Here is a 26,265-nt window from a genome sequence, read left to right as displayed (position 1 = left end):
ATGTCCAGGCCTTAGCCCGATTTCGATGATGCAGCTTCCGTGCCCTCACAGATCGCCTTAAAGCCTGCAGCCATGAACGTGCCCATGTGTTGCCTGATGGCTTCAAAATCGCCGGAAGAGCACAACCCATGGGACAATTCGTCCAACCTGCCGGTGCGCGCCATATTGTGGGTCATGGCGCCCGAGACGAAATGGTAGCCCCAGAAGATCCGCTCTTCATCGGTATCGGGCATGGCCTTTTTGAGCAGATCGATCAGCGCCAGCACGACCGGATTGAAGTAATTGGTCATTTTCTCCGCCCCCCAGCCGACCGAGCTGTTTGCTTGGGCGGCGATGCGCCCGAATGCTGACCAGTATTCTTCCTGTTCAATCTGAGCATTAAGGTCCGTATCGATCCATGCTCGCAGGGCACCTTCGACCGTGACATCGTCGCCAACTTCTTCGGCATAGCGACGCATGGCGGCGAGGCGATTGCGCGAGGATATGGGGGCCTTGCGCGCCCACACAGCCTCGTAGATGCTTTCCTTGCCGCTGAAATGATAGTGCAGGAGGGTCGAACTCACACCAACCTTCTTTGCGACATCCTTCAGCGTAACACCGTGATATCCGAATTCGGCGAAGAGCTGCTCGGCAGCGTCCAATATGCGCTCGATCGAGGCCTCACGGGCGCGTTCCTTGTGTCGCCGCTGACGTGGCGGTCTGGAGGTCGTCTGCGATGTTGTTGAAGGTGTGCTGGTCATCTGCCTCAAATGTCGTTCGGCTCGAAAGGCGTCAACTTTTGCCGCGTCGTCAACGACTGTTCGACGACGACCAAAGTCTCGCACCGGAAGAACTTTGCCCCAAGCAACGGGCTTTACCGAAAGCCCGTTACTTGGTCTGCTTAACGTTTAGAGATTGTACCCGACGCGGACACCGAACGTCCTCGGCCTCAAGATAGCATAACGGCTGTAGATGAAGGCTTCGGGGTGCACATAGGTGACCGCCCTGCTGTTGGTCACGTTCTCCATGTAGAATGTGGTAGTGAGCCTCCCGATCCTGATACCAGTCTGAATGTTGATGTTGGTATAGGCGTCGGTGTAATCGAACAGCGGGCTCGGCACACTCGGTTTACCCGGCGTGTTGGGGAAGCCATCGGGGAACGACCCAACATATTGCACCTGGAACCCGGTAAAGCCCTTGGCGCCACCCATCAAATCATAGTTCAAATTACCGAATAGCGATCCCTGAACATGCGGAGAGGCAAGACGAGCATCCTTGACCGCACCGGAAATCGCGGCCTCCTCGGGCGTCAAATCGGTGATTTTTGCGTCGTTGAGCGACCCGTTCAACCCCAGCGTCAGCCAGCGTACGGGCGCCAGTGTGATTTCGGCCTCCAGTCCCTTGCTGACCGCGCCGCCAACATTGGTCGAGAACTGGACGGAATCGGACTGTCGATTGGCCTGCACCTGGATGTTGCGCCAGTCGATGTAATAGGCCGCGATGTTGGCGGTCAGCTTACCATCCCAGAATCGGCCTTTCAGTCCGGCTTCATAATTGATCAGATTGTCCGATGTCGCACCCGGTGGGATGACAATATCGCTCGGATCGACCGTGCTGACGAGGCCTGCTCGCGCATTGTAAACCGGGGTTCGATAGCCGGTCGCCACCGTGACGTATGTCGTAAGGTTGCGCGACGGCATGTAGGTAAGGCTCGCCTTCCACGATGCCTTGGCCGAGGACGGATATGTGGTGGATGTCGGCGCGGTGGGGATCCGTGCCAGCGGACCGGAGATGCCCGACAGCGCATAGACGAAATACTGGGAATTGAACCCCGCATATGTGTCCAACGTCCCGCCATATTTGCCGTAGCGTATACCGCCCGTCGCCGACAGCTTGTCGGTCAGGTGATAGGTCAGCTCGCCAAATCCCGCCAACTCATAGCTGCGCGTATCGCTGCTGAACTGGTTGAAGGTGGCATCCGCCGGAAGACCTGTAATCCCCTTCGCCGCGAGATATTCGGGGGTCGATGTCTGTCGACCTTCAAGGAAGCTGTCCCGATGCAGATAATACCCACCAATCGTCCAGTCGATCTTGCCACCTGGGTCGGATACCAGCCTCGTTTCCTGAACGAAGGTATTCCAGACACCGTGGTCAAACAGATAGAACGGTAGCGCGAGACCGAATGTGCCACTCAAATCGACGACGAAAAGGCCGTCCTGATGGGCGTAGCTGGTCGAACTCGTAAGGTGGGCACCATTCAACTGATATTCGATTGTGCCATTATACAGCTGTGTCTTGGAAGTGTAGAGATCGGGGATCGTCGTGTAACGCTTTCGATCGCCGAGTGAGGGCGTGACCAGCGATGCGTCTTCAGGATAGCTGTCTTCGTAAAGCGCCATCAGCCGGATGCTCAGTCGATCGGTAGGCTTGAACAACATGATCGCCCGGCCGCCCCAATCCTTCAGCGTGTTCGAGTTCCTGCGATTAAGCCCGATATTGTCGATGTAACCGTCCTCGTGGCGGTAGAAACCGACCACGCGCAGGCCGAGTTTGTCTTCGACCAACGGGACGTTGACCATGCCATTGTAGCGTTGCCGTATCCCACCGCCGTCGAAGGTGACGCCGATGTCGGCCAGGGCGGAGGAATCGAAGCTGTCGAGTTCGGGGCTCTTGGTGATGATCCGCAATGCGCCCGACAGCGATCCCGAGCCGAACAGCGTTCCTTGCGGGCCGCGCAGGAATTCGACGCGCTCGACATCGTATAGATTTGGATTGAGCGTAACCGAATTACCAATCGTGGTGAGCGGTAGTTCGTCGAGATAGACCGTTGTCGTGCTCTGCAGCCCGGCCTGATATCCATTGGTCGAGACGCCGCGTGTCGTGATGCTGAGATTGTTGTCACTGCGCTCATTGAGCACAACGCCCGGCGTCTGGCGGGCAATCCCCGAAAATCCAACGATGCCCTTTTGCGTCAAGTCGCTTTGCGAGAACGCGGTGATGCTGATGGGGACGTCTTGCAGGCGTTCCTTGTGCCGCGTCGCCGTGACCACGATCTCATTGGGATCGGTGTCGGTGGCTCCAAGCCGGTCCTGCGTGTCGGGGTCGCCCTGCCCCGACATAGTCGCTGTGTTCGTTTTGGCTTCGGATTGCGCATTTACCGGGTTCGTCGCAGCTAGCAACGCGACAAACGAAACGCCTAAAGACAGGCCCCTCATATCTCTCTCTCCCTGCCGACTTGGCTTACCTTTCTGGCTCGCTCTTGCGGACACCGAGAGAGATGCCACCTGGACCGTCAGCGAGTCAATACTGACTGTCTCATCAGTCAATATTTAGACCGGTTGAGCAGATTGGAATGACGAGTTTCAGACAGCCAAGGACGATCTATCCAGCTGACAAAGCTGTATAATATCCACAAAAAAAGAAATTGTGAGTGCGCGCAACCCTCTGCCGCTCGCGTTGCACTCCGACGTATGATGTAACGACGATTGTCGCTCATCCACCACTTCGGCGATCAACATTCCTGAATGCTGAAGTCGCCGAAGCTCAGCCCAGAACACGCTCCACAAAGTCGGCGAATGCGGCGGCTGCCGAGCTGGTGCCAGCAATGTCGAGGCATCGTTCGTCGTCCAACGCGACATGATGATAACGGTGGAGCCCGAAGACCCCGGCAGCCGTGGAATAGCCAGCCGCTATCACCTCATCGAGCTCGCCCGCCGAGAGGATTTTGCTCGACACCGGCGCCTCATACCCCGGCTGCCCCTCGAACACCTTGGTTGCCATATCGACCAGTGCGGGAGAGACCGACAGATAGCGCTGGCTGTCGACGCTGGGCAAAGGTGTGAGTTGGCCACCGAGATCGTGCCAGTCACGTGCGGCGACATTAGCCCCAAGATGAAGCCAGAACCTCGTTTTCCCAGGCGGTGGTGCGATCTTCTTCATCGCCTCTGCTGCCCCGAGATACTCGTATTCATGGCCCGTGTTGCAGATAAAGGCGAGGTTGTACGCCGGGAACTTGCGGATGGCCCTGCGCGCCAGATCGAGCCATGCCGCAACTCCGCCGCCACGCTCACCCGCGCAGGTGAACCAGCCCGATCGCGGCGTGGAGACCGCAAGCCATTGGTCCCTGCCGCGATCCATCCGACCGACGAAATTGAATGCATCGCGTCGCCCTGACTTACCGTCGATAACCAGCCTTGCCGCGGCGCGGTTCATGGCCATGCCAAGAAACGGACTTGCATCCTCCGGCGCGATCAGGGCGAACGGTCCGCCGAACATCGGCTTTCGGCCATCGGTGTTTAGCGCTATGACTTTTCCCGTGGGGCCGTTGGTTATCGCGACCACCGCAACCGCACCGCCAGCAAACGCTTTTCCGATCGGTTCGCGCGCAGCTTTCGCGAGCAGCGTCGACCAGCGCGCATACGGAAGGTCCACCAGCGCGATCGCTCCATCAAGTGATCCGTGCCAACGCCCCTGGGCGTCGACCCGAACCAAAGGGCCAGAGACTCCTGCCGGACCTGTACCGACAACGATTGGCTGCGGATAGACGACACAACTCGTATCGTCCGCGCTCAGCTCGGCCTGACGCTCGCTAAAAAAGGGTACCGAGATCGTCTGCCGTTCGACGGTGTACCCGGCACCTTCTAACTCTTCGGCGAGCCAGTTGCCGCAGGCCATGTCACCGGGGCCACCCGCGCGCTTGATCCCGTAACCGATGTATTTTCTCAGATCCGCTTCGATCGAATGCGCCTTGGTCATTGTTGCAGATCCCGCCATCCCCACCAGCGATAATGACGACGCCGCACTTATAAAACTGCGCCTGCTGGTGTCGAACATCGCCGTACCTTTCCTCTGCCTGATGTAGATCGCCCTATGCAAATTCGCGGCTGAAGCGCCTCTTGCCCAGCAGCGCCACGCTCACAAAGGACACAAGGCACATGGCCGAAAGATAGACCGCAATGGGGAACGTCGAGTGATATTCCGCAAACAGGGCGGTCGCGATGATCGGTGCGAAGCCACCCCCCACCACGGCGCCGAGCTGGTAGCCGAGCGATGCACCGGAATAGCGAACGGATCGCGGGAACAACTCGGCAAAAAGCGCCGCCTGCGGGCCATACATCATGCTGAGAAATATCATTTCGATAGCGATCGCGAGCATGACAGCAACCGGTGAAGCCGAATCCATCAACGGGAATATGGCAAATGCCCACCCAGCAGCGAGCAACGCGCCCAGCTGGAATATGCCGCGCCGTCCGAGCCGATCAGAGATCCAGCCGCAAAGAGGAAGCACGGGAATCATGAGGATACTCGACGCCATGACGGCGAGGAGCAAAAGGTCGCGCGACAGGCCAACCGTGCCGGTGCCATAGGCGACCGCATAGGTGATAGCGACATAGAAGCAGGTGTTGTTGGCGACGAAGGCACCGCCGGCCAAGATAATTTCTCGCCAGTGCTCTCGAGCAGCCTGCATCAACGGCGAGTTTTCGGTCGAGGCAGCCATGTCTTCCTGGGGATCGACGGCAGGTTCCTCCACTCTGTTCTGGATAGCCAACCCGATGAAGATCAGTGCCACGCTGGCAATGAAACCAATACGCCAACCCCACGCGATGAACGCATCGTCGCTGGTCAAGGCGCTGATGATCAGGAACATCGTGTTGGCAAACACCACGCCCAATGGCACGCCCACCTGCACCATGCTCCCATAGAAACCACGTCGGCCGGCCGGCGCACTCTCGATAGCAAGCAGGGCCGCTCCCCCCCATTGCCCTCCGACTGCCAGCCCCTGCGCGAAGCGCAGGACGATCAGCGCAAGCGGAGCGAAAATCCCGATACTATGATAGCTTGGCAGCAAGCCGATCAGGCACGTCGCCAGACCCATGACAAACATAGCCAGCACCAGCGCGCGCTTGCGACCATGGCGATCGCCGTAATGACCGAAAATCATACCACCCACCGGTCGGGCTACGAAGCCGACGGCAAAGGTACTGAATGACGCGAGTAGCGCGATCAGCGGCGGCATGGTTTCGGGGAAGAACAGGTGCGGAAACACCAGCGCCGCAGCTGTGCCGTAAATGAAGAAATCGTACCATTCTACCGCAGCCCCGGCCGAAGCCATCATCGCGACCTTGATATTCGCTCGATTCGCTTCGGCTGGCGCTTTCGCCATGAGACCTCTCCACCCAAACACGTTCTTTTCTGGCCATTGACATCACTCACTCATGAGTGAATGTCAATTGAGGGATGCGAGAGGAGAGCGACATTGAGGCTCACGCGGATGACATGCGCCATCATGGCACTGGGGCTTTCGGCCTGTGCGACGAATGGCAATCCGAGATTATCGGAGGCAGGACCAGCGGCGACAAATTCGATCGATTCAGCGCCCGTCCGCGACGTTGTCGACTACGTTCACTCGCAAAACACCACGGGTTTTCTGGTCATGCGTCACGGTCGTAAGCTCATCGCCGAAAACTGGCCTGCACCTGCCGATGACAAGCTTTTCGCGATTTTCGACTATGGCAAAGCCGCCAACGGCGAGTTGCTTGAAGACGTCGCTTCGCAGCAGAAAAGTTTTGTGTCGGTGCTGGTGGCAATCGCGATCGATAAGGGCATGATCGATGTCAGCCGCCCGGTCGATTCCTATATCGGTTCGGGCTGGTCGCACGCAACGTCCGAGCAGGAACATGCGATCCGGGTGATCGATGTTCTCACCATGAGTTCAGGGCTGGACGAGAAGTTTGCCTATAAGGCACCGCCCGGCACGAAGTTCTTCTACAACACCGCAGTCTACGCGATTTCCAAGAAAATCCTGGCAGCGGCAAGTGGCCTTTCACTCGAAACCATGACGCGCGAGTGGCTGACCGGTCCGCTGGGAATGACCGACACTGCGTGGCGTCAGCGTCCCGCTGCGCTTGCGGGAGTGGGCAACAGCACAGGGCTGGTCACCACGCCAACCGATTCGGCAATTTTCGGGCAGATGGTGCTGCATCGCGGCCTCGCCCCAACGGGCAAGCGGATTGTGTCTGCGGCAAGCTTGCAGAAGATGTTCGTCCCATCGCAGACGAACCCGGCCTATGGTCGACTGTGGTGGCTCAACGGCGGCTCCTATTTCATCGGAGCTTATGGTGCGCGGAAATCCGGTATGCTCGTACCTGCGGCACCAGCAGATATGGTCGCGGCTTTGGGCTACCTAGACCGCCGCGTCTATATTGTGCCCAGTCTTGGTCTGGTGATCGTGCGCACCGGCGCTGCGGCGAAAGACAAAGATTTCGACCAGCAATTGTGGACCAGGCTAATGCGAGTTCCCGAAGTTTCGGGCTAACCGTTTTGCCATCGGATCTGGGCGAGGTCGTGATCTACTTTTCGCAAATCTTCCGAAATCCGGCGGCCATGAAGGCGGCCATTCGTCCTTTGACCGCCTCGAAATCCTCCGATTGGCACAGGCCGCCGGACAATTTGTCGATGCGACCGGTCCTTGCGAGCGTGAGCATCAGCGCGCCCGACACGAAGTGATATCCCCAGAACACGTCCTTTGGATCGGCTTCGGGAAGCGCCTTCTGGAGGAGTTCGATCAGGCGCAGGACCACAGGATCGAAGTGGCTATCCATCATGGCTGCGCCCCATTCGGGCGTATTGGCGACTTGCGAGCTGAGCTGGCCATAATTCTTCCAGCCCTCGCCGCCCTGGATGTACAAGTCGAGATCCGTGTCGAGAAACGTGTGCAGCGCGCCTTCGATCGTAATATCTCCGCCGCAGGATTCCTCGTACTCGTCGAGCGCGCGCATCCTGCGCTCGCTCGTCACGAGAGCCCTGCGCGCGAACACCTGATCGAACAGCTCACGCTTGTCGGTAAAATAATAGTTGAGCAGCGTGTGATGCACACCGACACGCTTGGCGACGTCTTTCAGCGTCACGCCGTAGAGGCCGTGCTGGGCAAACAGAAACTCGGCCGCATCGAGAATCTGTTCCATCGTGGCGGCACGTTGCTCGGCCTTGCGGGAAACGCGTTTGGGCTTTTTCGGTTCGTTCACACCAATCGTCCTTCCTCTTGTGGCTCCGCCCGTCAAGCACTTCGACGGTGTATCGGAATAATCTTCATTCACATGATAGTGTGTATTGACAGGAGCAGCACCAGCGCGGACATACAGTCACAAAAAGAATTTGATCCTGGAGAGAGGATTTGGACCAGATGCGTGCACAACGGCAGCCGGCTCAGGCGGCACCTTCAACCACGTGGGAGTGGCACCGGAATATCGGTCAATGACGCCAGCCATCCGCACGCAGACACAATCTGCCCGTCCTCCCTGGCTCGTCCTGACGGTCCTGACTTTCGTCTACATCATAAACTTCCTCGACCGATCGTTGCTGGGCATCCTGGCCAAGCCAATACAGGACACGCTGCACATCACCGATGGCGAGCTGGGGTTGATTGGCGGCTTCTATTTCGCCCTGTTCTATTGCTTCATCGCCATACCCATCGGCTGGGTGGCTGACCGGGCTAATCGGGTCACCATCCTCTCGCTCGCCTGCGGAATATGGAGCGCGGCGACGATCGGGTGCGGCCTTGCGTCCACGTATTCCGAGCTCGTGATCGCGCGCATGATGGTAGGTTTTGGCGAAGCAGGCGGTGTTCCGCCCTCCTATGCTATCATTACCGACAGCTATCCACCGGGCAAACGCGCAAGCGCGCTCGGCATCTACAATCTCGGGCCGCCAATTGGCGCGGCTTTCGGGATCGCATTCGGTGCATCAATCGCGGTTGCGTTCGACTGGCGCGATGCCTTTCTGGCAATCGGTGCAATAGGGCTGGTGACGGCCGCATTGGTGAAGCTTGTCTTGCGCGACCCCCCACGTGGTGGGCTTGATCCCCAGCGATCCGATGCGCCATCAGGCAAGGCGCCGTTCTGGGCTACCGTCCGCGCCTTCTTCAGGAATCCCGTGCTTATGCTGGCCGCGTTGGGAAGCGGCGCCACCCAATTCATCACCTACGGTATGGGCAATTTTTCCGTGTTGTTCCTGATGCGTGAGAAGGCGATGACGCTGTCCAACGTGGCCATCTGGTACGCGCTGGTGCTAGGTATTGGCATGGGTGGAGGAATGATAGTCTCCGGACGGATCATCGACAGGATCACCCGGAAATCGAGGAAAGGCTACGCGCTGGCACCTGCGGTCTCGCTAACCCTCGCGCTGCCATTCTACCTCGGGTTCGTGGCTGTCCCGAGCTGGCCGCTGGCGCTGGTCCTGCTCACAGCGGTAATGTTTCTCAACTTCTTCTATCTCTCGGCATCGATCGCACTGGTGCAGGAGGAAGTCCGACCTGATCAGCGCGTGCTGGCGGGAGCGCTGTTGCTGCTGGTGATGAATTTTATCGGATTGGGGTTGGGGCCGACCTATGTCGGCCAGGCAAGCGACTTCTTTGCCGCGCATGGGCACCCGCATTCCCTCCAGATCGCGCTGTACACCCTCGCGCCATTCTATGCGGTCGCGATTTTGCTGTTCGCGATACTCGCCCGTCGTCTCGGCAAGGAAACACCACGACCAATGGAGAGTGTGCAATGAAAGTTCTGCATCTTCTCGCTGCCGCGAGCCTGCTCGCGACCGGCGCAAAAGCCCCTGAAGTGAGCAACCAAACCGTGGTCGATGCGCCCGCCGGCAAGCTGCGCGGAACTACGCAGGATGGACTGGATGTCTATAAGGGAATCCCGTTCGCCCTGCCCCCGGTCGGTAAGCTGCGCTGGCGAGCACCCCAGCCGATGCCGCGCTGGTCCGGGGTTCGCTCTGCGCAACAGTTTGGCGCCGCTTGCATCCAGCCAGAAGGCAAGCTTTCCACCATCTATTCCCCGCGCGAACCGCTCCCGATGAGCGAGGATTGCCTTACCTTGAATATCTGGGCGCCTGCTCACGCGAAGAATGCGCCGGTCATGGTGTGGATTCATGGCGGGGCCTTGGTGACCGGGTCGAGCCGGGAGCCGCTATACGATGGCGCGAAGCTGGCTAAGCGAGGAATTGTGCTCGTTTCGATCAACTACCGGCTGGGCGTCCTTGGGTGGATGGCTCACCCCGCGCTGAGCGCCGAAAACGACCGGCATATCTCAGGCAATTACGGTTTGATGGACCAGATCGCAGCGCTGCGCTGGGTCAAGCACAATGTCGCCGCTTTCGGGGGTGATCCTGAAAAGGTCACCATTGCCGGAGAATCCGCCGGTGCGTTGAGCGCAATCTATCTCATGGAATCACCGGCAGCGCGCGGTCTGTTCCAAAGGGCAATCGTTGAAAGCGGCTATATGATTGCCATGCCGCGGCTCAGGCAGCCCGTCTTCGGCATGCCGTCAGGTGAAGCGGTCGGTGCTCTGGTGCAGCAGGCCGTCCATGCCAAGGACATCGCCGCGATGCGCGCGATCGATCCCAAAACACTGACCTCGGCGGCCGCTGCGGCGGGGTTCATGCCCTGGGGGCTGGTCGACGGCGACTTGCTACCTGAACAAATGGTCACGGCGTTCGATCAGGGCAAGCAAGCGCATGTGCCGGTACTCGCGGGCTTTAACCAGGGTGAAATTCGCTCGCTAAGGATGTTGGCGCCTAAGCCGCCTGCTAGTGCAGCAGAATACGAAAAGCAGATCCGCGCGCGGTATGGCGAACTCGCCGATGCCTTCCTCAAGCTGTATCCGGCTCAAGATTACGAGGAAAGCATCCTCGAGACGACGCGCGATGCGCTGTACGCATGGACCGCCGAAAGGCTTGCGCGCAAGCAGGATTCAATCGGCGAGAAATCATACTTATATGAATTCGATCACGGCTACCCAGCCATGGACAAGGCCGGACTGCACGCATTTCACGCCAGCGAACTGCCTTTTGTGTTCGGCACATTCGATGGCGTCGGACCGCATTGGCCCGCGATACCCGATACAACCGAGCAGCACGATTTATCCAATGCGATGATCGATTACTGGAGCAGCTTTGTCAAAACCGGGGTACCCGCCGCTCCCGGTCATCCTGCATGGCCCACATTTGGCGCCAACCGGTCGTTCATGCATTTCACCGATGCGCCGCACCCCCAGACCGAACTGATGCCCGGCATGTTCGAACTCAACGAGGAAGTCATGTGTCGCCGCCGGGCCACGGGTAAGATCGCGTGGCCCTGGAACATCGGCATCGTCTCTAGCCCTTTGCCGCCCAAGGCTCCGGGATGCGACTAGCGTTCTAGGTCGGGACCAACCCCCTGCATTTGGCTATCTACTGATCGGAAGCGAACTGCGCGCGTAGGCTCTGCTTGTCGATTTTGCCGGATGCCGCCAGCGGCATCGAGGGGATCGACAAGATCTCGTCAGGAATCCACCAGTCGGCTACTTTGCCTTTGAGCAGCCCGAGCAGTTTCACGGGATCATCGGCCAAATCATCGGCTTCGACGATGGCGACAGGACGTTCACCCCACCTTGCGTCAGGTCTCCCGATCACGGCAACATGCCGCACAGACGGGTGCATCCCGATCACTGTCTCGATTTCGGTCGGATTGATCCACTCGCCGCCCGATTTAATCAGATCCTTCGATCGGCCCCCAATCGTTAGATTTCCTGCATCGTCTAGGATCGCCAGATCGCCGGTGTCGAAATATCCATCGCCGTCGAGTGCATCATCCCGCTCACCGAAATAGCGATCGACTACACTGTGCCCGCGGACCTTGAGATGGCCGAGCTGGTTGCGCTGAGTGGCTAGCGTTTGCCCGCTGGCGTCGGTCAGCTTGAGATCGAGACCAAACGCGGGCCGTCCCGAGCTTCCGTCCGGACCTGGTGCGCCCGGCGCGGCAATCGTACCGATGGGGGATAGCTCGGTCATGCCCCAGCTCGTCTGGATTTCAACGCCAAGCTGCTGCTCCAACCGCAAGCGAAGCGCGTCGGGGCAAGTCGATCCACCGACCAGTACGCGGCGCAGGGAAGGAAACTGCTCGCCGGTGGCCTCGGTATGGTCCGCTAGCGCAAGCCATACCGTTTGCACCCCTACCGCAACCGTCACTTCATATTCGGTCAGCAATCGCGCCAGACTGGCGCCGTCCAAGTGCCTGCCGGGGAGCACGACTGAAGCTCCGACTGCTGGTGCTGCAAAGGGGATGCCCCAGCCATTGGCATGAAACATCGGAACTGCAGGCAGCACTATATCCCGTGACGTGATGCCGAGCGCATCGGCTTGCAGAGCACGCAGCGTGTGAAGGTAATTCGACCGGTGGGTGTAGACCACGCCCTTGGGCCGGCCCGTCGTGCCCGATGTATAGCAAAGCCCTGCCGCGCAATTCTCGTCAAACACACCCCATGGGTGGTTTGCGCCATTCCGCTGCAGCAGCGTCTCAAAATCCCAAACCTGCCCTACGCCGTTCCCATGTGCCTGGGGATCGACATTCCCATCGAGAACCACCAGCTGTTCGAGACACGGACATTTGGCGCGCAATTCCCGGGCAATGTCCAGAAGATCGACAGAAACCGCCAGCACCCTGTCGTCCGCTTCAGTGATCATGGCGGCGAGCTGCGCAGTCACCAGGCGGGGATTGAGCGTATGGCAGACCATGCCGGCGCCCATAACGGCGAAGTAGAACTCGAAGTGGTTCAAGGTGTTCCAGGCGAGCGTCGCGACACGCTGGCCTGGTTCAATGCCAAGCGAGGCGAGCGCGCCCGACATCCGGTTGGCGCGCTCCCGCAGAACTGAATAGCCAGTCGCCACCATTCCATCATCAGCGTGGCCGGCGACAAATGCTTGGGGGTGCCATTTGGCGGCGTGATCGAGAAACTTGTCGACCGTCAGGCTGTAGCTTTGCATCAATTCGCCGCCCTCGATTGCCCCGAATGCCACAGCCAGCCCTGCTCGCGAGTGCGAGCGAAGGCGTGACCATGTCCAGATCGGTTAGAAAGTCTTGAAAATCTTGACACCATACTGGCGCGGTGGACCGGCAAGATAGAGCCCGCTGATGAGCGCCCCGGGATAATGCTGATCTGTCAGATTGGTCGCATAGGCAGTGATCGACCAGTCACCGCGACTGAGTTCGAGCTGCGCGTTCAGCACATTGCGCGCAACCAACCGATCTCCGAGTGCGGGATTTTCGAACAACGTCGCCCATTGCGGCGCGATATGCCCGAAGTTGACGCGAGGCGTCAGCGTCGATTTTTCTCCGAGCGGTATCTTGTACTGAGCCCCCACATTGAAAGTGAAATTCGGCGCATAGGTTTGTTCGCGCCCCTTAAGATCGATGCAAGTCGCGCTTGTCGGCCCAGCGTTGGGATCGCATGGCGTCGTGCTCGGCAGGCGGGAATCGGAGGCATAGAATTGAGCCAGTTCGCTGTGCAGAACATTGACGCCCGCATTCAGTGAGAAGTTTCCGAGATTGAGTTCGGTGGTCGCCTCAAAACCATAAATCTTCGTCGTGCCGGGAACGTTGAGCTCGATCCCGAAGGTCGGATAATTCGGATAACCGATAATAACCTGGAAATTCTTGTAGTTATTATAGTACCCATCCAGCGTCGTCCTCAGCTTGCCGTTGAGGAAATTGCCCTTCCAACCTGCTTCGAACGATTGCACGGTTTCCGGATCGAACGGAGTCGGCAGGCCCAGACCGACCGGCACGTTGAGACCGCCAGGCCGGAAACCGGTCGCGACGAAGCCGTACAGATACTGATCCGGCGACGCCTGCCACCCGAGCGATACCTTGTACGAGAAATTGTCGGAGGTGACCGTCTGTTCGTCCGGAATATAGGTCCCATATTGCATGACATCGACATGATTGGTCGACCGGCTGGCAGTGTAACGCCCGCCTACTTCGAGCTTGAGGCTGGGCGTGATCTTGAAGCCGATCTGTCCGAAGGCGGCCAGCGATCTTTCCGGATTGCGACCTTTCAGCTGATAGAGGCAGGCCGGGTTCGTCGCCACAGGATAACACACGTTGATGGTGAAATTGTCATACGGTGCCGGGAAGAAGTAGGTGTTCCACAAGCCAAACGCGCCCGCCAGCCACGTCACCCGCTGGTTATCGGGCGAAATGATGTTGAATTCCTGGGTGACCTGGGTCTCGGTTACCGTATCGAAGAAGTAGGAGTTCGGCACCGGCTGGAGCGTTATGGGATTGAGAGAGTCGGAAGATGTTCCGTCCAGATCGGTTTGATAGAGCGTGTTCGCGTTCTGAAGCGATGAGACCGATCGGAACTTCATGCCGCCATCGGTGACATATTCGAGCTTCAGGATTGATCGCACGAATTTGTCGCGCGCACCCATCGGGGCATTGGCGGTGATATCGAACAGGTCGGCATAGCGTGGATTGGCCGAACCATTCGGCAGCGTCTTCATCGATTGCCAATAAGGGCTCGCCGGATAGGCGCCGAAGTTCATGTAGCCGAGGTCAGTTTTCGACAGGACCGAGAAATTGGCGCTGGGCTTCCATAGGAAGCTGATGCGCCCGGCCGCCATGCGCAGGTCGTTGTTGTCCGAATACGTCGCACCACCCGGACCGGTGATATTGTAAAATCCATCGCGCCTTTCGCCAAAGAGCGACACGCGCATCGCGAAGGTGTCGCTGATCGGCAAGTTGACCGCGCCTTGCGCCCCCAGATCGGCGTAATTGCCCGCCTGCGCCTGCACGTAACCGTGAACGCCGCCCTCGATGACCGGGTCGTTGGTGTTGACGAAGACCGCCCCACCGGTGGCATTCTGACCCACGATCGTACCCTGCGGTCCGCGCAACAACTGAATATTGGCGATGTCATAGTAAGGCTCGCCCTGCACATAGCCGGGAAAAGTCGGGACACCGTCGCGATAGACGATGACGCCGGTGGTGGTCTGCGTGTTGTGCTCTGCCTTACCAATTCCGCGGACGTTGAAATTGTTGCCCTGGCCAAAATTGTTCACGACCACGCTAGGCATCGCAAACTGCAGCGCATCAACGTCGGTCACGCCCTTGTTTGCGAGCTGGCTGCCCGAGAGAACCGAGGCTGAAATCGGCGAGGTCATCAGATTCTCACTGCGCCGCGTAGCAGTAACTACAATCTCGCCGACAGCGTTTGGAGAATCTGCGCGATCGCCTGCCGCCGTTTGGCCGCTCTCGCTTGTGACAGTTCCCGTGCTTGTCGCCGCATCATCCTGCGCGAAAGCCGGTACACCCCAGGTCAGTGCCAATGCTGACACGCCAAGGCAAAGTGGCAGTACCTTCATAACCTCTCCCATCACTCAAAAGCGCTCTTGCGGCGCAGATGGGCTTAATGCGCCCTCGATTATCAAATTACAACATTAATTCTCGTCCGAGTGAATGTTTTTGCGAGCGGGTCGATAATCGTGTCTTAAGCTGCAATCTCATTGTCAGCAGGATGGCGGGTACCCTTCCTTTTCAGCAATCAATGAAGGCTGGGTCATTGTGCGCCACACCAGTGAACCCCATGGTCAAGAGTTCATATTTGTGCCCTGCCCTAAGCGGATAATTGCTCTGGGAGAGGGTTAATGCAATTCGCATGAGAACAGTTGAGGGCGTTTAGCTCCCGTAGGCGCTAACCTGAACGAACGGCAGCTTTCGGGGAACGATCCTGACCACACGCACGACCGATTTTTCGGGCGCGAAGCGGACATGGCAGCGCACGTCTCTTGCAAAAGTTCTCAGCAGTCATGAATGGGGTAGCCAAGAAATGGCGGTTTTCTGCGGTTCAAGAAGAGTGGTGCCCCATAGAAGACAAAAATGGGCACTCAGATCATTGGATAATTTCCACTGATTTGCCCTAATAGGTTCCGCCTCGAGCTTCAGTTTCGGTCATTAGCGCAATCGCCCGCGACTCCCGAAAGCGGTCATAGCCGTCAAATTTCGGCAGTGTCCGTTTTCAGGAAATTCCGAGAGGCCTCGGAATGTCTGACTATGAGGTGGGGAGCGGACGTTTTGGCAAACCTCTGAAAATATGCGTATGATCCATTAATGATCGACATACGAACCTGTTCGCGTTTCGCTGTGCTGACCGTATCATGCATTGGCCTGATCTCAGCAGCGCCGCCAAACGAAGTGCCCGGGAGGGGCGTTCTCTGCCTTGGGACGTTCATCTATTTCGTAGAGAAGGTGGGGAACCAATGCCGTGCGGGCCAAGACCCTGAGTTTCAGGCGAGGATCGCAAGCTACTCTCAGAGGTTCGATGACTACATAGTCCGCAACACAGGCGGAGACCCGGCCGTTCTTGAAAAGTTCAAGGAAGGTCAGAACCTCAACAGTGAGGACCACCGTTATATCTGCGAAGGTGATGTTGCTGAAAGCTACGATGGCTTCAAGTCGGCAGACGCTGGTGAACTTGATAGGGCTGTCGATGAGCTCCTAGCCGATGATGGTCCGCCTAGCTTTGGTGATTGCGTCTGAATATTTTTTCATGTCCGCAATTGGTCGTTAGCCGACAGCCCAGTTTTTTCGGCCAAGCTCCAAAAGCAGCCAGACCACATACGATCCGGAAAATGCCGGAGGAGCCCAGCATTGTCCGGTATGGCATCCCGAACATGCGCGTTTCTATCCGTAAACGAAAATTGGTGCCGCTTACAGGACTCGAACCTGTGGCCCCATCATTACGAAATCGACTATAGCGGTTGACACAAGCGCATGTATTAAAACGTGTTTCTACTGGATTTGGGCGGCTGGTTTCCATCAAACCCAAACACTTCCCAAACTCCGCTTCGTGTTGCCGCTTCAAGTATCCTAGTGAAAGCACTTTGGTAGGATCGCATTTACCATCACGACCCATAGCGGACCCGTTCTAGCGTCTGGATGACCGCTTTCAGCGCTCCACGAATTACATCGGTTTGTCATGAATGTTGGGGGAAGCGGACGCACGACGACTTATGCTATGGTCCTACAACGCTGCTGGAGTAGGGACGATGCGACGCGACAGACGGCTATTGTTCGCAATGGTGCTGTTTTCGATCTCGCTGATCGCGGGGGCAATTCAAGCATGGATTGTGCAGGCCTACATCTATCATGCAATCATGGGAAGTTGGGAGCAATTCGCGGAGTTCTTTGGTGTTGAAGCCCCAACGTCCGGCCCCAATGCATTTTGCTTCGATTACTGCGCGCCGAAGTTGCCATTTGCTGCTGGCTGGATTGCCATCACCGCCTTCGTGATTGGCTGGATCACGCTAGCCTATGCATGGTGGAAACCAAGATCATGACTGCAATGTTGGCGTATCCTGACCGGCTGGAATGGCGGGTTTGTTGGGGTAAGCTGCCGTTCACGTGAACGACTGACAGCTATCGGCGATGCAACCGAATTGTTGAAACGAAGGGAAATGAGGTGGTTTGCAGAATGGCGAGCTTGAGGTGGCACATTCCCAAAGCCCTCGCTTACACGATCGTCCTTAAGATACGCATCGCAATAGTCGCTGTGTCAGGTTATCGAAGTTATCTATTGACGCACTTTGCAAATAGCCGGGTTAGTCGCTCGACTAGCCGTCGCTCGGATCGCGGCTATGGGTTTTGTGGTCTGAGCAAGCTCTGGCGCTTCAACTCGTAGATGTTCTTTCCCCCTTCGCCATTGCTTTTTGAACCACTGATTGCCTTGCGCTGATCTGATGGTGGGCAAATAGGAACGCGCATAGCGCAGTAATTGGTCCGGTGGAATCAGCTCACGGTGCATCGCAAGGGCATGCGACAGGTCTTTTGCCAGTTCGACATTGGGGGTTTCACCCATCGTGTTTGCGCGTTGCTGAAGGTCTTGCAACACGTCTAGTCTTGCCGTCTCCCACTCGCTGTCGGAGAAACCTTTGGTTCTAATATCGCATGTTGCGCGCCACAAGGCCGAGACCGCCGATTGCCATTGGCCTTGGCCGAAGTTGTTCCAGAGCATGATCATGCGTTGCCCCTGACTGCCATCATCGATGAACATTCCAACGTTTCCGGGCGTGGAGTGTGGTCGTGTGCGCCCAAGACGATTGTTGACGACGCGGATCGCAAGCATGTCCATCAGCATAGACTCAGCCTGAAGGCGAGACGACTTTTCACGAAGTGGCGTTGGCGCCACTACTGTTACCATCGCAATCCTACGCCCTTGCTGGCGCGCCGAGAAGCTAATCGGCCTGATTTTGTCCGATTGAAATTGGGACACGCGGGTGTGCACGAAGCGGGTACCTTTCCAGTCTCCAAACCGCTTTTGGATCAAGCGTCTTGCTTTCGCTGGATCGACATTCCCCACAATTACGATCATCATGTTCGCGGGTTGATACAGCCGGTGGTAAAGCATCCGAATGGTATTGATGTTCGCGTTAGGCACATCGTCGGAGTTCTGGGCGTCAATCACATCGGTGGGCGAACCGGGAGCAACAGCTGCAATGTAATCGGCATAGATATCGTTGCCAGACTTCCTGCCAGCCATCTCTTGAACGACTTGGGCACGTCCTTCATCAACCGCGTCGCGCCGGAAGGTCAGATCGGTCGCGACTTCACGCAACAGCCCCAGCATTTTGTCGAGGTTCTCCAGGCTGTTAGTAGTGGTCGAGAAGAAATAGTTTGTTTCTCGCCATGACGTGGTGCCAGCCGAAGGCGCTGGAAGCGTCAAGTGCGAGCCGATCTTTATTAGGTGATGCAGATCGTCAGGCGCGTTTATGGTCGGACTGAGGAAAGCGATGTGCTCGATCAAGTGAGCTAAGCCGCGCTCGCCGGGGCGCCGCTCTTCGATGAAGCCGCCCTCGTTGCGCATTAACACACCCAAACCTGGCTCAGCATCACGGCGCGGGAGGATTGCGAAGCGCACGCCGTTTTTCAGATGCCCGCTGACCACGGGCCGCCAGCCGCCATCAGCCGAATTTACGTCTCTGACTTCATTTTCGGCTAAATCAGAGGTCTTCGTAAAATCGCCCGCATGTGACGGCACCCCCATGAGGAATAGAGACAACGCAATCAGACAAATCGATGATCGACTGGGCCTTTGCACGCAAATTAATTCCTCTCCAATTTTTCGTTGATTAGTACAATAGTATCGCGAGCAACATTGGCTTTGGCGGGAATTTGCGGCGATAAAATGACCGCACCCACGGGGTCGAAACGTCCGCAATTACAATGCATAAACAGTGCGCAAACGGCGTGGACCTTAGGGGAGCGGACGTTCCAAAATAAAGCGCACGATGAATCTTACGCATGCGCACTGTCAGCAATTACGGGAATAAGGTTATTGCCGACCAAGCGTGGAACAAAGGCGACTGCAGATGTGCAAAGGAGACCGCACCCTCATGTTCTTCATCGGCAGACGACACAGGGTAACTTTGCGACTGCCTAGGTCACGTGGCAAATTCCCATCTGAATGACTGACCGCTCTCAGGAGGCCCTGCACGGTCGCCGATTGACGGGAATGTTGGGGGAAGAAGACCTAAGGGCCGCGACCGCCATAGACACCCCAAATGTCTGTGATACGTCCACCTTGGGCCTTCCACCCGATGTTCCAAACGCTTGAAACGAGAAACCCCTTGTCGGTGTAGTTTGCTCCACCGCCATTAATCTGCGTCGTCACCGAGAAGCCTTGTTTCGTCAACTCTTCGGCAAGAGCATTTGTCGATGTTCCAACAGGAAATCGTGCTTTTAAGCGGGCATCGAAAACTCTTTCACCTTCGGAATAGTTGTTCGGCAGCCCTTGTGCGATTTCCGGGATTGGTGATCGAGCCGATCCGCATCCGGCTGCGAGAAGAGCGATTGATGCAATCAAACGAACGCGCATGAATTTCAATCTAACGACTAACATCATGTCCGCAATGGGTCGTGTCCTGACCGGCCGAAATGGCGGATTTGTTGGGGATAGTGGACGTTCACGAGGGCGAACCAGCGTGTCAGCTTCGCGCCCTCAATCGGACGTGCGCGCCGATGGTTTTTAGACTTCACCCAGAGAATGAAGCCGCAAAATGCGGAACCGAAGTCGCAGAAGAGGTACGATGGGATAACTCATCTCATTGCGCGGCTTCCAACGGATTCACAATGTGTATGAATGACAGTGAACCAGACGTTACAATGCGATGCGCTGGCGAGTGCTTGTGACAAACTTGATTTACCAACCTACACATCAATTACGGGAACCGTGGGTGGGGGAGCAATCGCCTCAGCAGGCGCGAAAGCTGCTGGCGGAGCAACAACCGGCTTATCTGATTTTTTCATTTTCCCATTGTGGACTAATTCCACTTCGATAAAGTTGCAGCAATTTGCTTATGGATGCAAATAAAGGAATTCAAAATGGATTACTCGTTAAGAAGTAAAATATTTTATATCACATTATTTGTAATGATGATATTTTTCTTTCGTTTTATAGATCATTACGTAACCGTCACGGTTGCACTGCTATCTGTATTGATATTTGAGTTTCTTGAAAGGCGTAAGGCTTAGTACGAGAAAAATAAGCTAGCAAAAGCACAGCTTCCGATACGGTGCAGAGGACGTAGTGAAGGCCAATTCTAGGGCGTCTAGCCGCAGCTGATTGCTGGGCTATTGAATCGCAGCGTTCGGCCCAAGTCATCGTTCCCACTACCCTTTCAGAACGGCGTATTTTGTTGTCGTGTCGCGAAATCCGGTTTCAGGCCAAAATCGCGAAAAGCTGCCGTTCACGTGAACGAATGACGGCTATCGGTGATGCGGCTGGATCGCCGGATCGAAGTGAATGTTGGGGATTCCAGACATTGCTGTCGTCTCGATTGCCGTGGGTTAGGTAGCGTGCAGGTCGTCCCAGCCAGTTAGAGAACGCGCGAAGGATTCCAGCTTCGCCAGAGGCCGCGCCACTTCCCATCGGTGCATATGGCCTCGAACTTGTCGGGATCAATGGTGATCGAATGGACACTCGCGTGACCAAACCTCCGGTGCAGCGGGCGGAAGCGCTTTCCGTCGCCACTGAAATTTACCACTATTGCCCGGACATCGTCGACCAGGGGACTGAGACACTGTCCACATTGGCTGGCACCATGGTGACTGGCCATTGGTGGAACTTCTGGTGGGATTGAAGGCACGTTTTCGGGACGTCTCTAAGGGCAACTAAAGTTGTCGAGCACAGTCGGGCTGTTTTGTCTGCAATGTTGGGGGAAGCTGACGCAACCGCAGTCAGCCAACCTTCTTGTATTGAGCATGACTTTCTACCCATTTGCCTTTACGGCGGTCCTGCCACCGTATTCGTTCCGGTTGAAAGTCGCAAAGCTCCACGTGAACAACGCCCGTCTCAGTCCAAGTGGCGCCCGCATACCGCTGCTCGAGGACAACCGTTGAACCTCTGACGCCATCCACGCTGATCGAATCATCGAGCGCCACCACGGCGGCAGGCAAATCATTCTGGCCCGGAATGAAGGTGGCTACGCTGCCCAGCAAAGAGACTCGCCCACTGAGCCAAGCAGGCTCAAAATCATAGCCACCTCTTAATTCGACTCGGTCCCCGGCACGCAAAGCAACAATCGTCATCTAGCGACAATAACGCGAACGCCTAGCGGCAGCAACGTTGTCGTGTCCTGACCGGCCGAAATGGCGGATTTGTTGGGGGTTTCTGCCGTCCGCCAGTAATCAGCGAGACACTCGCGCGAACTGGCTGGCAAACTTCACGTTGTATGCGTGAAGTTCGCCATCAGGCGTTATGACCAACTCGGTGATGTTGGAACGCTGAAAGGTGTCGTCTTTTGACTCGTCGTTGACCTTAAGGCTCACTGTGACAGCGCCGTCCGCCTGACCAATCAGCTTGTAATCGTAATCGACACCTTGCCCGGAATACGTGACCTCGCCACCGCTTACGACAAGACCCGTCGAGGGGTCGTCCACGTCAACCCAATGACCCTGCATCTCGGTTGGAAGGGGCGCATCTCGCTCTAGTCGCTCTTGCATGTGTGTGGCCTCGCCTCTGCAACGGCTTGTGGTGCGGTGACCAATCCTAACAAGACCGCCACGCCAATGCCGCTGCTAAATCGGACAGTCGGCAAATCTAGTGGCATCGGGACCAGCTTGCAGCGCAATCTCAATGTCCGCAATGGTGTCGTTAGCCGACAGGCAGGTTTCATGACCGCTATGCCCTAAAGCCGACCTTCAGTTGCATAGACATTGGCGATGGATGCAAATGTCTGCTTCCGGAACGGTCCAAGCTAAAAGCTGCCTGTCGGGACACGACCCAATTGCGGACGCTTAACAGCTAGGTATAACTGCCATACAGATTGTGCCGATTACAATCACAAGAAGTGGTCACATGCCAGATACAGTTACTATCAGAGAGCACTTTAAAAGGCTTGCCGATTTTAGTGGCAGAGAAGACCGCGCCAGCTTTTGGCCTTACGCAGCGGTCGCATTCGCTATCATCATGGTAGTGGGGATGATCATCTTCGTGCCTATGATGATGAGCGCAATGCAAGAGATGCAGCAGTTTGCTGCGCAGCACCCCGAGCAGGTGTCGGTGACAAGTGGGCCAAGTCAATACTCTATCTCCGTGCGTGGCGATCCTCCAGAGCTTATGCCGAAGGAGTCGATCCTGCTTTACCTCGTGGCCACCTTTGGCCTCGCTTTCGTCCTGTATGCTGCTGCCGTAGTGCGACGCCTGCGAGATCGAGGGAAGTCAGGCCTTTGGGGTTTTATGCCCTTCCCTTTCATAATCTATTCTTCGATACAGGTGCCGAGAATGTTCTCATCGATCGGGCCCGGTGCTCAGTCCGACATGACCCTCTTCTTCTCTATTTTCTTCAGCAACTTGCTGTACATCATCACTATGATCTGGCTGATCGTCTTGCTCGCAGGGCAAAGCGCGCCGGAGCGGGACGGCGAATGACCACTTCCCCCCAAATTTGAGACCTAGCAGCATGGCTCAGATCGACACCATTGCGGACATCCGGGTAGAGAAATAATTTAAGTTTGGCAGCGGCAGGGGTTTACCTGCAACCTCCGGGTTTGGCCCGGTGCGTCTCCATTCCGCCACGCTGCCTCGAGCCATATATCATGCCGCCTGCCTTTTGTAAGGCTCACGTGGCTAAGGTTCAGGTCCCATCGCGTTGACCATTGCCACAATGGCCGTTCCCCCAAGATTGGCGACGAAGCTACGTGGCTTAGTTCGACCCAAGAGCGGACGTAAGTCTGTCATTCAGGCTACAAAGGGCAATCGTTGATTGTGACTTTGTAACTTGCGTGCATTGAAACTGCCGAGCAATGTTGAGCGATGACGCCACGCACCATAGTCGCAACAGATTTCTTCTCTGAAGTTTTTCAGGAACTCCATGCCTTGCCGTTGATAGGCTTCGGCATCGCTGCCCTAATTGGGGTGCTTAGCCTTGGCTCAGACATAGCCTTTAGGGCTTTAGATGCCATCCATCCGATGCTGGCAAATGTCATGGGCGGATTGTTCGTCCTCACCTGGTTTCTTGCATACTTTTCAGTGACCATGATTTCGGCAAAGGTGAAGGTAAGTTGGCGTGGCGGTATTAAGTTCGGATCATCAGTCCTCGCCAATGTCGGCGTTCCCCTTGGATTATTGTTTGGGGGAATTTGGCTAACACGTTTCAGTGACGGAGCGGGTGTCCTAATCTTATCCGCCGCGGCTCTTTATCTAATGATAGTCATGCCTATGCTTTCAGGCTGGCCGCTTGCTCAGACCGTTGGTCAGGGTCTTGTTTCACCCCTCAGAGTGCTCAAAGCAAGCAAGGGGCATCGCTGGGGGTTGTTTGCCGCAAGTTACCTCTCGACCGCCATCAACAAGATTTTTCCCGCTACAGACACAGCCAAGAGTTTCAAGCAAGCCATGCTGCTTGGCGTAGGAAATGGTGCGGTTACTGCCGCCAGCCTACTAATTCTTGCAATTGTTGCGTCGACTGCTTGGAAATTCGCGTGCCAAAACGACCCGACACTGTGTGAGGAATCTAACACGTGTATCGTACCCGAGTGAAAACGTTGACCTTAGTCTGGAACGTGATCCGCCTGCCACTTCTGACAAACACGCAAGATTGCCAATCCGATGTAGAGTGCTCCCGCCACCAATATGATCGGATGCCAGCCGGCCATTAGATCGATCTTGGTTGCAAGCCAGACACCTCCGATTGTCACCGCGATGCCGGCCCAAATAAACTGGCCCCACTTCATGCGCCGAAGACTAGCCTGGCGGGCCTTGAGCTTTTCAATTGGCGGCGCGATTTGCGGCCTCTCGGCCAGTGTCCGCGCAGGAGCATTCCAAGCCCATTTCCAAACAATCAAAAACCCCACAACGGCGACGCTCATACTGATCCAGAGAAACTGTTCAAAATTCGAAGATTTTGTATCACTGAAAAGAGTTGCTCCGAGCACCGCCAGAGCTATCATCGCTGCCATCAAGCCACGACCTGCCCACGTTCTTGCGGCTACGAAATGATCTACGAATTGGTCGCGCTCATGAGGGGTCACCTTAACGGCTGGGCCGCTTCGGTTTCGGCGATAGATGAAATCCCCACCATCGGTTGGCTCAAACTGGTCGGCAAAGACCTTGTCGGCGCGAGTATAGGTGGTCTTATTGGCCATTGGTTTGGTCTCGCGTCCCGCCCGTCTGTTATCAAGTTTCGAAAGCAGGCTACTGCGAATGACGGTTTGCGCAAGTGCTCGGCAACGTTCTGATGTCCGCTTCCCCCAACATTCACGACATTAAATGTGTCGCCCGAACGCGCCAAAAGCCGACACGGCAGCTAATCGCATTTTTTCCCTGAAAACTGCCTGTCAGGACACGACACCATTGTGGACGATGCGCGCTCGACAGCAGCCTTTGCTCGAGTGTCCCGCAAAAATATATGCTATTGCACCTCTGATGAGCTTCTACCCGACACGATTCCTAATATTTTCGGTGATCGGTCTACCGATTGGGTTTGTCCTAACCGCACTCGCTTTTGCGGTCTCAGAGCAACCAATTGTGGCTGATCACATCTTTCCATGGGCGCTTGGCATTGCCTTAATAGTTGGCATTTTTGGGGCGCTTTGGAAGCGAGCGAGCTAGGGGCCGCTTCCCCCAACAATTGTGACATATAGATGCGCTTTGACGAGCGCTAAAAGCGGACAGAATGTGAGCGCCACCTTGCAGACATGTTCCTTTTATGTTCTCATTCACCCATGCCCCGAATCGATCTCCACTACCTCACGTCGCACCTTGAGCTCGCGCTGAGCTGCGCTCCGTCCTCTACCATCGATGCACTTCGCGATTGCGATGCCCTGAAGCGCCGCCTCGCCGCCATCGATCTTGCCGAGTTTCTGGTCGAACGGCTTGGGACGAATCTGCCCACTGTCGAGCATTCGCAGGAGATGCCGCTTCCGCTTGGCGTTGGCACTGCGGCAATGTGAAACAGCCACCTTTTGGATGGATTCCAGGCCGCGAGAATTACATGCCGCTGCGCACGCTGTTCGATTGCGCGCTCTACAAGGTCAATCTGCGCGTCACCTGCAAGGCTTGCGATCATTCGCGCGTGGTCGATGCGCCGGGATTGTGGTGGCTTGCGGAGCGCAAGCGATGGGATCAGGATATTCGCACATTCTCTCGCCGGTTCTATTGCGGCGAGTGTTGGCGAAAAAGGCGCTTCGTCGTGCGAAACGTGAAGGTAATTCAATCGCAGGAGGAAGCCGAAGGGCCGCTGCTTCCAGGTCCCGATAAAAGGGAATGGAAGGCCCGGCTCAGTCGCTACCGAGCATGAGGTATCCCAGTGTGTAATCTCTACCGCCTCAACAAGGGATCGAGCGAAGTTACCAAGTGGTTCGACGCGATCAACGAACTGGGCGGAGCGAACTTCGGCGAAGAGGTTTATCCCGGCTATCCCGGAGCGGTCATCGCCGATGGCAAGCTGCAGCAGATGACCTGGGGCTTTCCGCTGGTGCTGAAGAGCAAGGCCACTGGAAAGCCGTTGAAACCCAAGCCGGTCAACAATGCCCGCACCGACAAGCTCGACAGCTTCATGTGGCGCTACAGCTTCGAGGAACGGCGCTGTCTGATCCCAATGACCGCATGGGCGGAAGCTGAGGGGCCCAAAGGTCAGATGACGCGCACGTGGCTGTCGCGACCCGATGCCGAGATCTTTGCAGCAGCAGGGATCTGGCGATACAGCGACGAGTGGGGCGCGGTTTATTCCATGGTCATGACCGATGCTGTCGGGCCAGCTGCCGATGTCCACACACGGATGCCCGTCTTACTCGCCGAGCAAGACTGGGCGACTTGGACCGACAGCAATCCCGGAGATGCAATAAAGCTTTGCACAGGATGGGAGGGCCAGCTCACGATCAATCGCACTGAGGAACGCTGGGTGAATAGCCCCGAGTTTTCTAGACGCCCTCGGTGCTCATCATCTGCTGCCGTTCGAACTCTACGGGTGACAGCATCC

General features: G+C 56.6%; 24 protein-coding genes and 1 tRNA gene. 12 read left to right on the top strand and 13 right to left on the bottom strand.

The window, feature by feature from the left end:
• Positions 1 to 11: 11 nt before the first annotated feature.
• From GRI58_RS12400 to GRI58_RS12385, 4 genes are all read right to left on the bottom strand, one after another.
• The gene (locus GRI58_RS12400; RefSeq protein ID WP_160753927.1) at positions 12 to 740 is read right to left on the bottom strand and encodes a TetR/AcrR family transcriptional regulator; all 729 of its coding nucleotides are present in this window, start codon (positions 738 to 740) and stop codon (positions 12 to 14) included.
• Positions 741 to 887: 147 nt separating this feature from the next.
• Positions 888 to 3,098, bottom strand: a complete 2,211-nt coding sequence (locus GRI58_RS12395; RefSeq protein WP_237452291.1) for a TonB-dependent receptor — start codon at positions 3,096 to 3,098, stop codon at positions 888 to 890.
• A 424-nt stretch (positions 3,099 to 3,522) separates the two neighbouring features.
• Complete coding sequence (locus tag GRI58_RS12390; RefSeq protein WP_202386962.1) at positions 3,523 to 4,734, bottom strand: hypothetical protein; 1,212 nt, start codon at positions 4,732 to 4,734, stop codon at positions 3,523 to 3,525.
• A gap of 112 nt (positions 4,735 to 4,846) precedes the next feature.
• Positions 4,847 to 6,142 carry an MFS transporter gene (locus GRI58_RS12385; RefSeq protein ID WP_160753924.1) on the bottom strand — a complete coding sequence of 432 codons (1,296 nt, stop codon included), beginning with the start codon at positions 6,140 to 6,142 and terminating at the stop codon, positions 4,847 to 4,849.
• A gap of 108 nt (positions 6,143 to 6,250) precedes the next feature.
• Here GRI58_RS12385 and GRI58_RS12380 point away from each other — a divergent pair, with 108 nt between their 5' ends.
• Positions 6,251 to 7,294 (top strand): serine hydrolase domain-containing protein, encoded by a 1,044-nt coding sequence (locus GRI58_RS12380; RefSeq protein WP_160753923.1) that lies wholly within the window; start codon positions 6,251 to 6,253, stop codon positions 7,292 to 7,294.
• 34 nt (positions 7,295 to 7,328) lie between these two features.
• On the opposite strand, the gene GRI58_RS12375 is transcribed toward GRI58_RS12380, so the two are convergent.
• Positions 7,329 to 8,003, bottom strand: a complete 675-nt coding sequence (locus tag GRI58_RS12375) for a TetR/AcrR family transcriptional regulator (RefSeq protein WP_337190976.1) — start codon at positions 8,001 to 8,003, stop codon at positions 7,329 to 7,331.
• A gap of 229 nt (positions 8,004 to 8,232) precedes the next feature.
• Between GRI58_RS12375 and GRI58_RS12370 the strand changes: the two genes are divergently transcribed.
• Entirely contained in the window at positions 8,233 to 9,531 is a 1,299-nt protein-coding gene (locus tag GRI58_RS12370) for a spinster family MFS transporter (RefSeq protein WP_160753922.1), read from the top strand.
• Positions 9,528 to 11,168 carry a carboxylesterase/lipase family protein gene (locus GRI58_RS12365; RefSeq protein WP_160753921.1) on the top strand — a complete coding sequence of 547 codons (1,641 nt, stop codon included), beginning with the start codon at positions 9,528 to 9,530 and terminating at the stop codon, positions 11,166 to 11,168. Before GRI58_RS12370 ends, GRI58_RS12365 begins: the two co-directional genes overlap by 4 nt.
• Positions 11,169 to 11,205: 37 nt before the next feature.
• On the opposite strand, the gene GRI58_RS12360 is transcribed toward GRI58_RS12365, so the two are convergent.
• On the bottom strand, positions 11,206 to 12,777 hold the full coding sequence (locus GRI58_RS12360; RefSeq protein ID WP_160754026.1) for an AMP-binding protein: 1,572 nt from the start codon (positions 12,775 to 12,777) through the stop codon (positions 11,206 to 11,208).
• 84 nt (positions 12,778 to 12,861) lie between these two features.
• The gene (locus tag GRI58_RS12355; RefSeq protein ID WP_160753920.1) at positions 12,862 to 15,156 is read right to left on the bottom strand and encodes a TonB-dependent receptor; all 2,295 of its coding nucleotides are present in this window, start codon (positions 15,154 to 15,156) and stop codon (positions 12,862 to 12,864) included.
• 745 nt (positions 15,157 to 15,901) lie between these two features.
• Here GRI58_RS12355 and GRI58_RS12350 point away from each other — a divergent pair.
• Together GRI58_RS12350 and GRI58_RS12345 are read left to right on the top strand one after the other, a co-directional pair.
• Positions 15,902 to 16,330 carry a hypothetical protein gene (locus GRI58_RS12350; protein ID WP_160753919.1) on the top strand — a complete coding sequence of 143 codons (429 nt, stop codon included), beginning with the start codon at positions 15,902 to 15,904 and terminating at the stop codon, positions 16,328 to 16,330.
• Between the two features lie 509 nt (positions 16,331 to 16,839).
• Positions 16,840 to 17,130, top strand: a complete 291-nt coding sequence (locus GRI58_RS12345) for a hypothetical protein (RefSeq protein WP_160753918.1) — start codon at positions 16,840 to 16,842, stop codon at positions 17,128 to 17,130.
• A 233-nt stretch (positions 17,131 to 17,363) separates the two neighbouring features.
• Here GRI58_RS12345 and GRI58_RS12340 read toward each other — a convergent pair whose 3' ends face one another.
• Both GRI58_RS12340 and GRI58_RS12335 read right to left on the bottom strand, forming a co-directional pair.
• Complete coding sequence (locus GRI58_RS12340; protein WP_160753917.1) at positions 17,364 to 18,833, bottom strand: M16 family metallopeptidase; 1,470 nt, start codon at positions 18,831 to 18,833, stop codon at positions 17,364 to 17,366.
• Between the two features lie 486 nt (positions 18,834 to 19,319).
• Positions 19,320 to 19,664, bottom strand: a complete 345-nt coding sequence (locus tag GRI58_RS12335) for a hypothetical protein (protein ID WP_160753916.1) — start codon at positions 19,662 to 19,664, stop codon at positions 19,320 to 19,322.
• Positions 19,665 to 19,928: 264 nt separating this feature from the next.
• Here GRI58_RS12335 and GRI58_RS12330 point away from each other — a divergent pair, with 264 nt between their 5' ends.
• The gene (locus tag GRI58_RS12330) at positions 19,929 to 20,159 is read left to right on the top strand and encodes a hypothetical protein (protein ID WP_160753915.1); all 231 of its coding nucleotides are present in this window, start codon (positions 19,929 to 19,931) and stop codon (positions 20,157 to 20,159) included.
• A gap of 523 nt (positions 20,160 to 20,682) precedes the next feature.
• Positions 20,683 to 20,928 carry a DUF4253 domain-containing protein gene (locus tag GRI58_RS12325; RefSeq protein ID WP_337190983.1) on the top strand — a complete coding sequence of 82 codons (246 nt, stop codon included), beginning with the start codon at positions 20,683 to 20,685 and terminating at the stop codon, positions 20,926 to 20,928.
• Positions 20,929 to 21,025: 97 nt separating this feature from the next.
• Here GRI58_RS12325 and GRI58_RS12320 read toward each other — a convergent pair whose 3' ends face one another.
• Together GRI58_RS12320 and GRI58_RS12315 are read right to left on the bottom strand one after the other, a co-directional pair.
• On the bottom strand, positions 21,026 to 21,376 hold the full coding sequence (locus tag GRI58_RS12320) for a hypothetical protein (RefSeq protein ID WP_160753913.1): 351 nt from the start codon (positions 21,374 to 21,376) through the stop codon (positions 21,026 to 21,028).
• Between the two features lie 99 nt (positions 21,377 to 21,475).
• Entirely contained in the window at positions 21,476 to 21,727 is a 252-nt protein-coding gene (locus GRI58_RS12315; RefSeq protein WP_337190975.1) for a hypothetical protein, read from the bottom strand.
• Positions 21,728 to 22,145: 418 nt separating this feature from the next.
• Between GRI58_RS12315 and GRI58_RS12310 the strand changes: the two genes are divergently transcribed.
• Positions 22,146 to 22,718: a DUF805 domain-containing protein gene (locus GRI58_RS12310; RefSeq protein WP_160753911.1), complete on the top strand. Its 573-nt coding sequence runs from the start codon at positions 22,146 to 22,148 to the stop codon at positions 22,716 to 22,718.
• Positions 22,719 to 22,802: 84 nt separating this feature from the next.
• On the opposite strand, the gene GRI58_RS12305 is transcribed toward GRI58_RS12310, so the two are convergent.
• Positions 22,803 to 22,871 (bottom strand) — tRNA-Leu (locus GRI58_RS12305).
• 231 nt (positions 22,872 to 23,102) lie between these two features.
• On the opposite strand from GRI58_RS12305, the gene GRI58_RS12300 reads away from it, so the two are divergent.
• Positions 23,103 to 23,825: a hypothetical protein gene (locus GRI58_RS12300; RefSeq protein WP_160753910.1), complete on the top strand. Its 723-nt coding sequence runs from the start codon at positions 23,103 to 23,105 to the stop codon at positions 23,823 to 23,825.
• A gap of 11 nt (positions 23,826 to 23,836) precedes the next feature.
• Here GRI58_RS12300 and GRI58_RS12295 read toward each other — a convergent pair whose 3' ends face one another.
• Positions 23,837 to 24,430, bottom strand: coding sequence for a hypothetical protein (locus GRI58_RS12295; protein ID WP_160753909.1), 594 nt, complete (start codon positions 24,428 to 24,430; stop codon positions 23,837 to 23,839).
• Between the two features lie 579 nt (positions 24,431 to 25,009).
• Here GRI58_RS12295 and GRI58_RS12290 point away from each other — a divergent pair.
• The 3 genes from GRI58_RS12290 to GRI58_RS12280 form a co-directional block, all read left to right on the top strand.
• Entirely contained in the window at positions 25,010 to 25,237 is a 228-nt protein-coding gene (locus GRI58_RS12290; RefSeq protein WP_160753908.1) for a hypothetical protein, read from the top strand.
• Positions 25,234 to 25,584 carry a hypothetical protein gene (locus GRI58_RS12285; protein WP_160753907.1) on the top strand — a complete coding sequence of 117 codons (351 nt, stop codon included), beginning with the start codon at positions 25,234 to 25,236 and terminating at the stop codon, positions 25,582 to 25,584. Before GRI58_RS12290 ends, GRI58_RS12285 begins: the two co-directional genes overlap by 4 nt.
• Positions 25,585 to 25,593: 9 nt before the next feature.
• A partial coding sequence (locus GRI58_RS12280; RefSeq protein WP_160753906.1) for an SOS response-associated peptidase family protein occupies positions 25,594 to 26,265 on the top strand: 672 nt, incomplete at its 3' end.

This window comes from Qipengyuania algicida (genome assembly GCF_009828025.1).
GTDB lineage: Bacteria > Pseudomonadota > Alphaproteobacteria > Sphingomonadales > Sphingomonadaceae > Qipengyuania > Qipengyuania algicida.
Note: the sequence above shows the minus strand (reverse complement) of the source record. Positions and strands in the feature narration are given on the sequence as shown.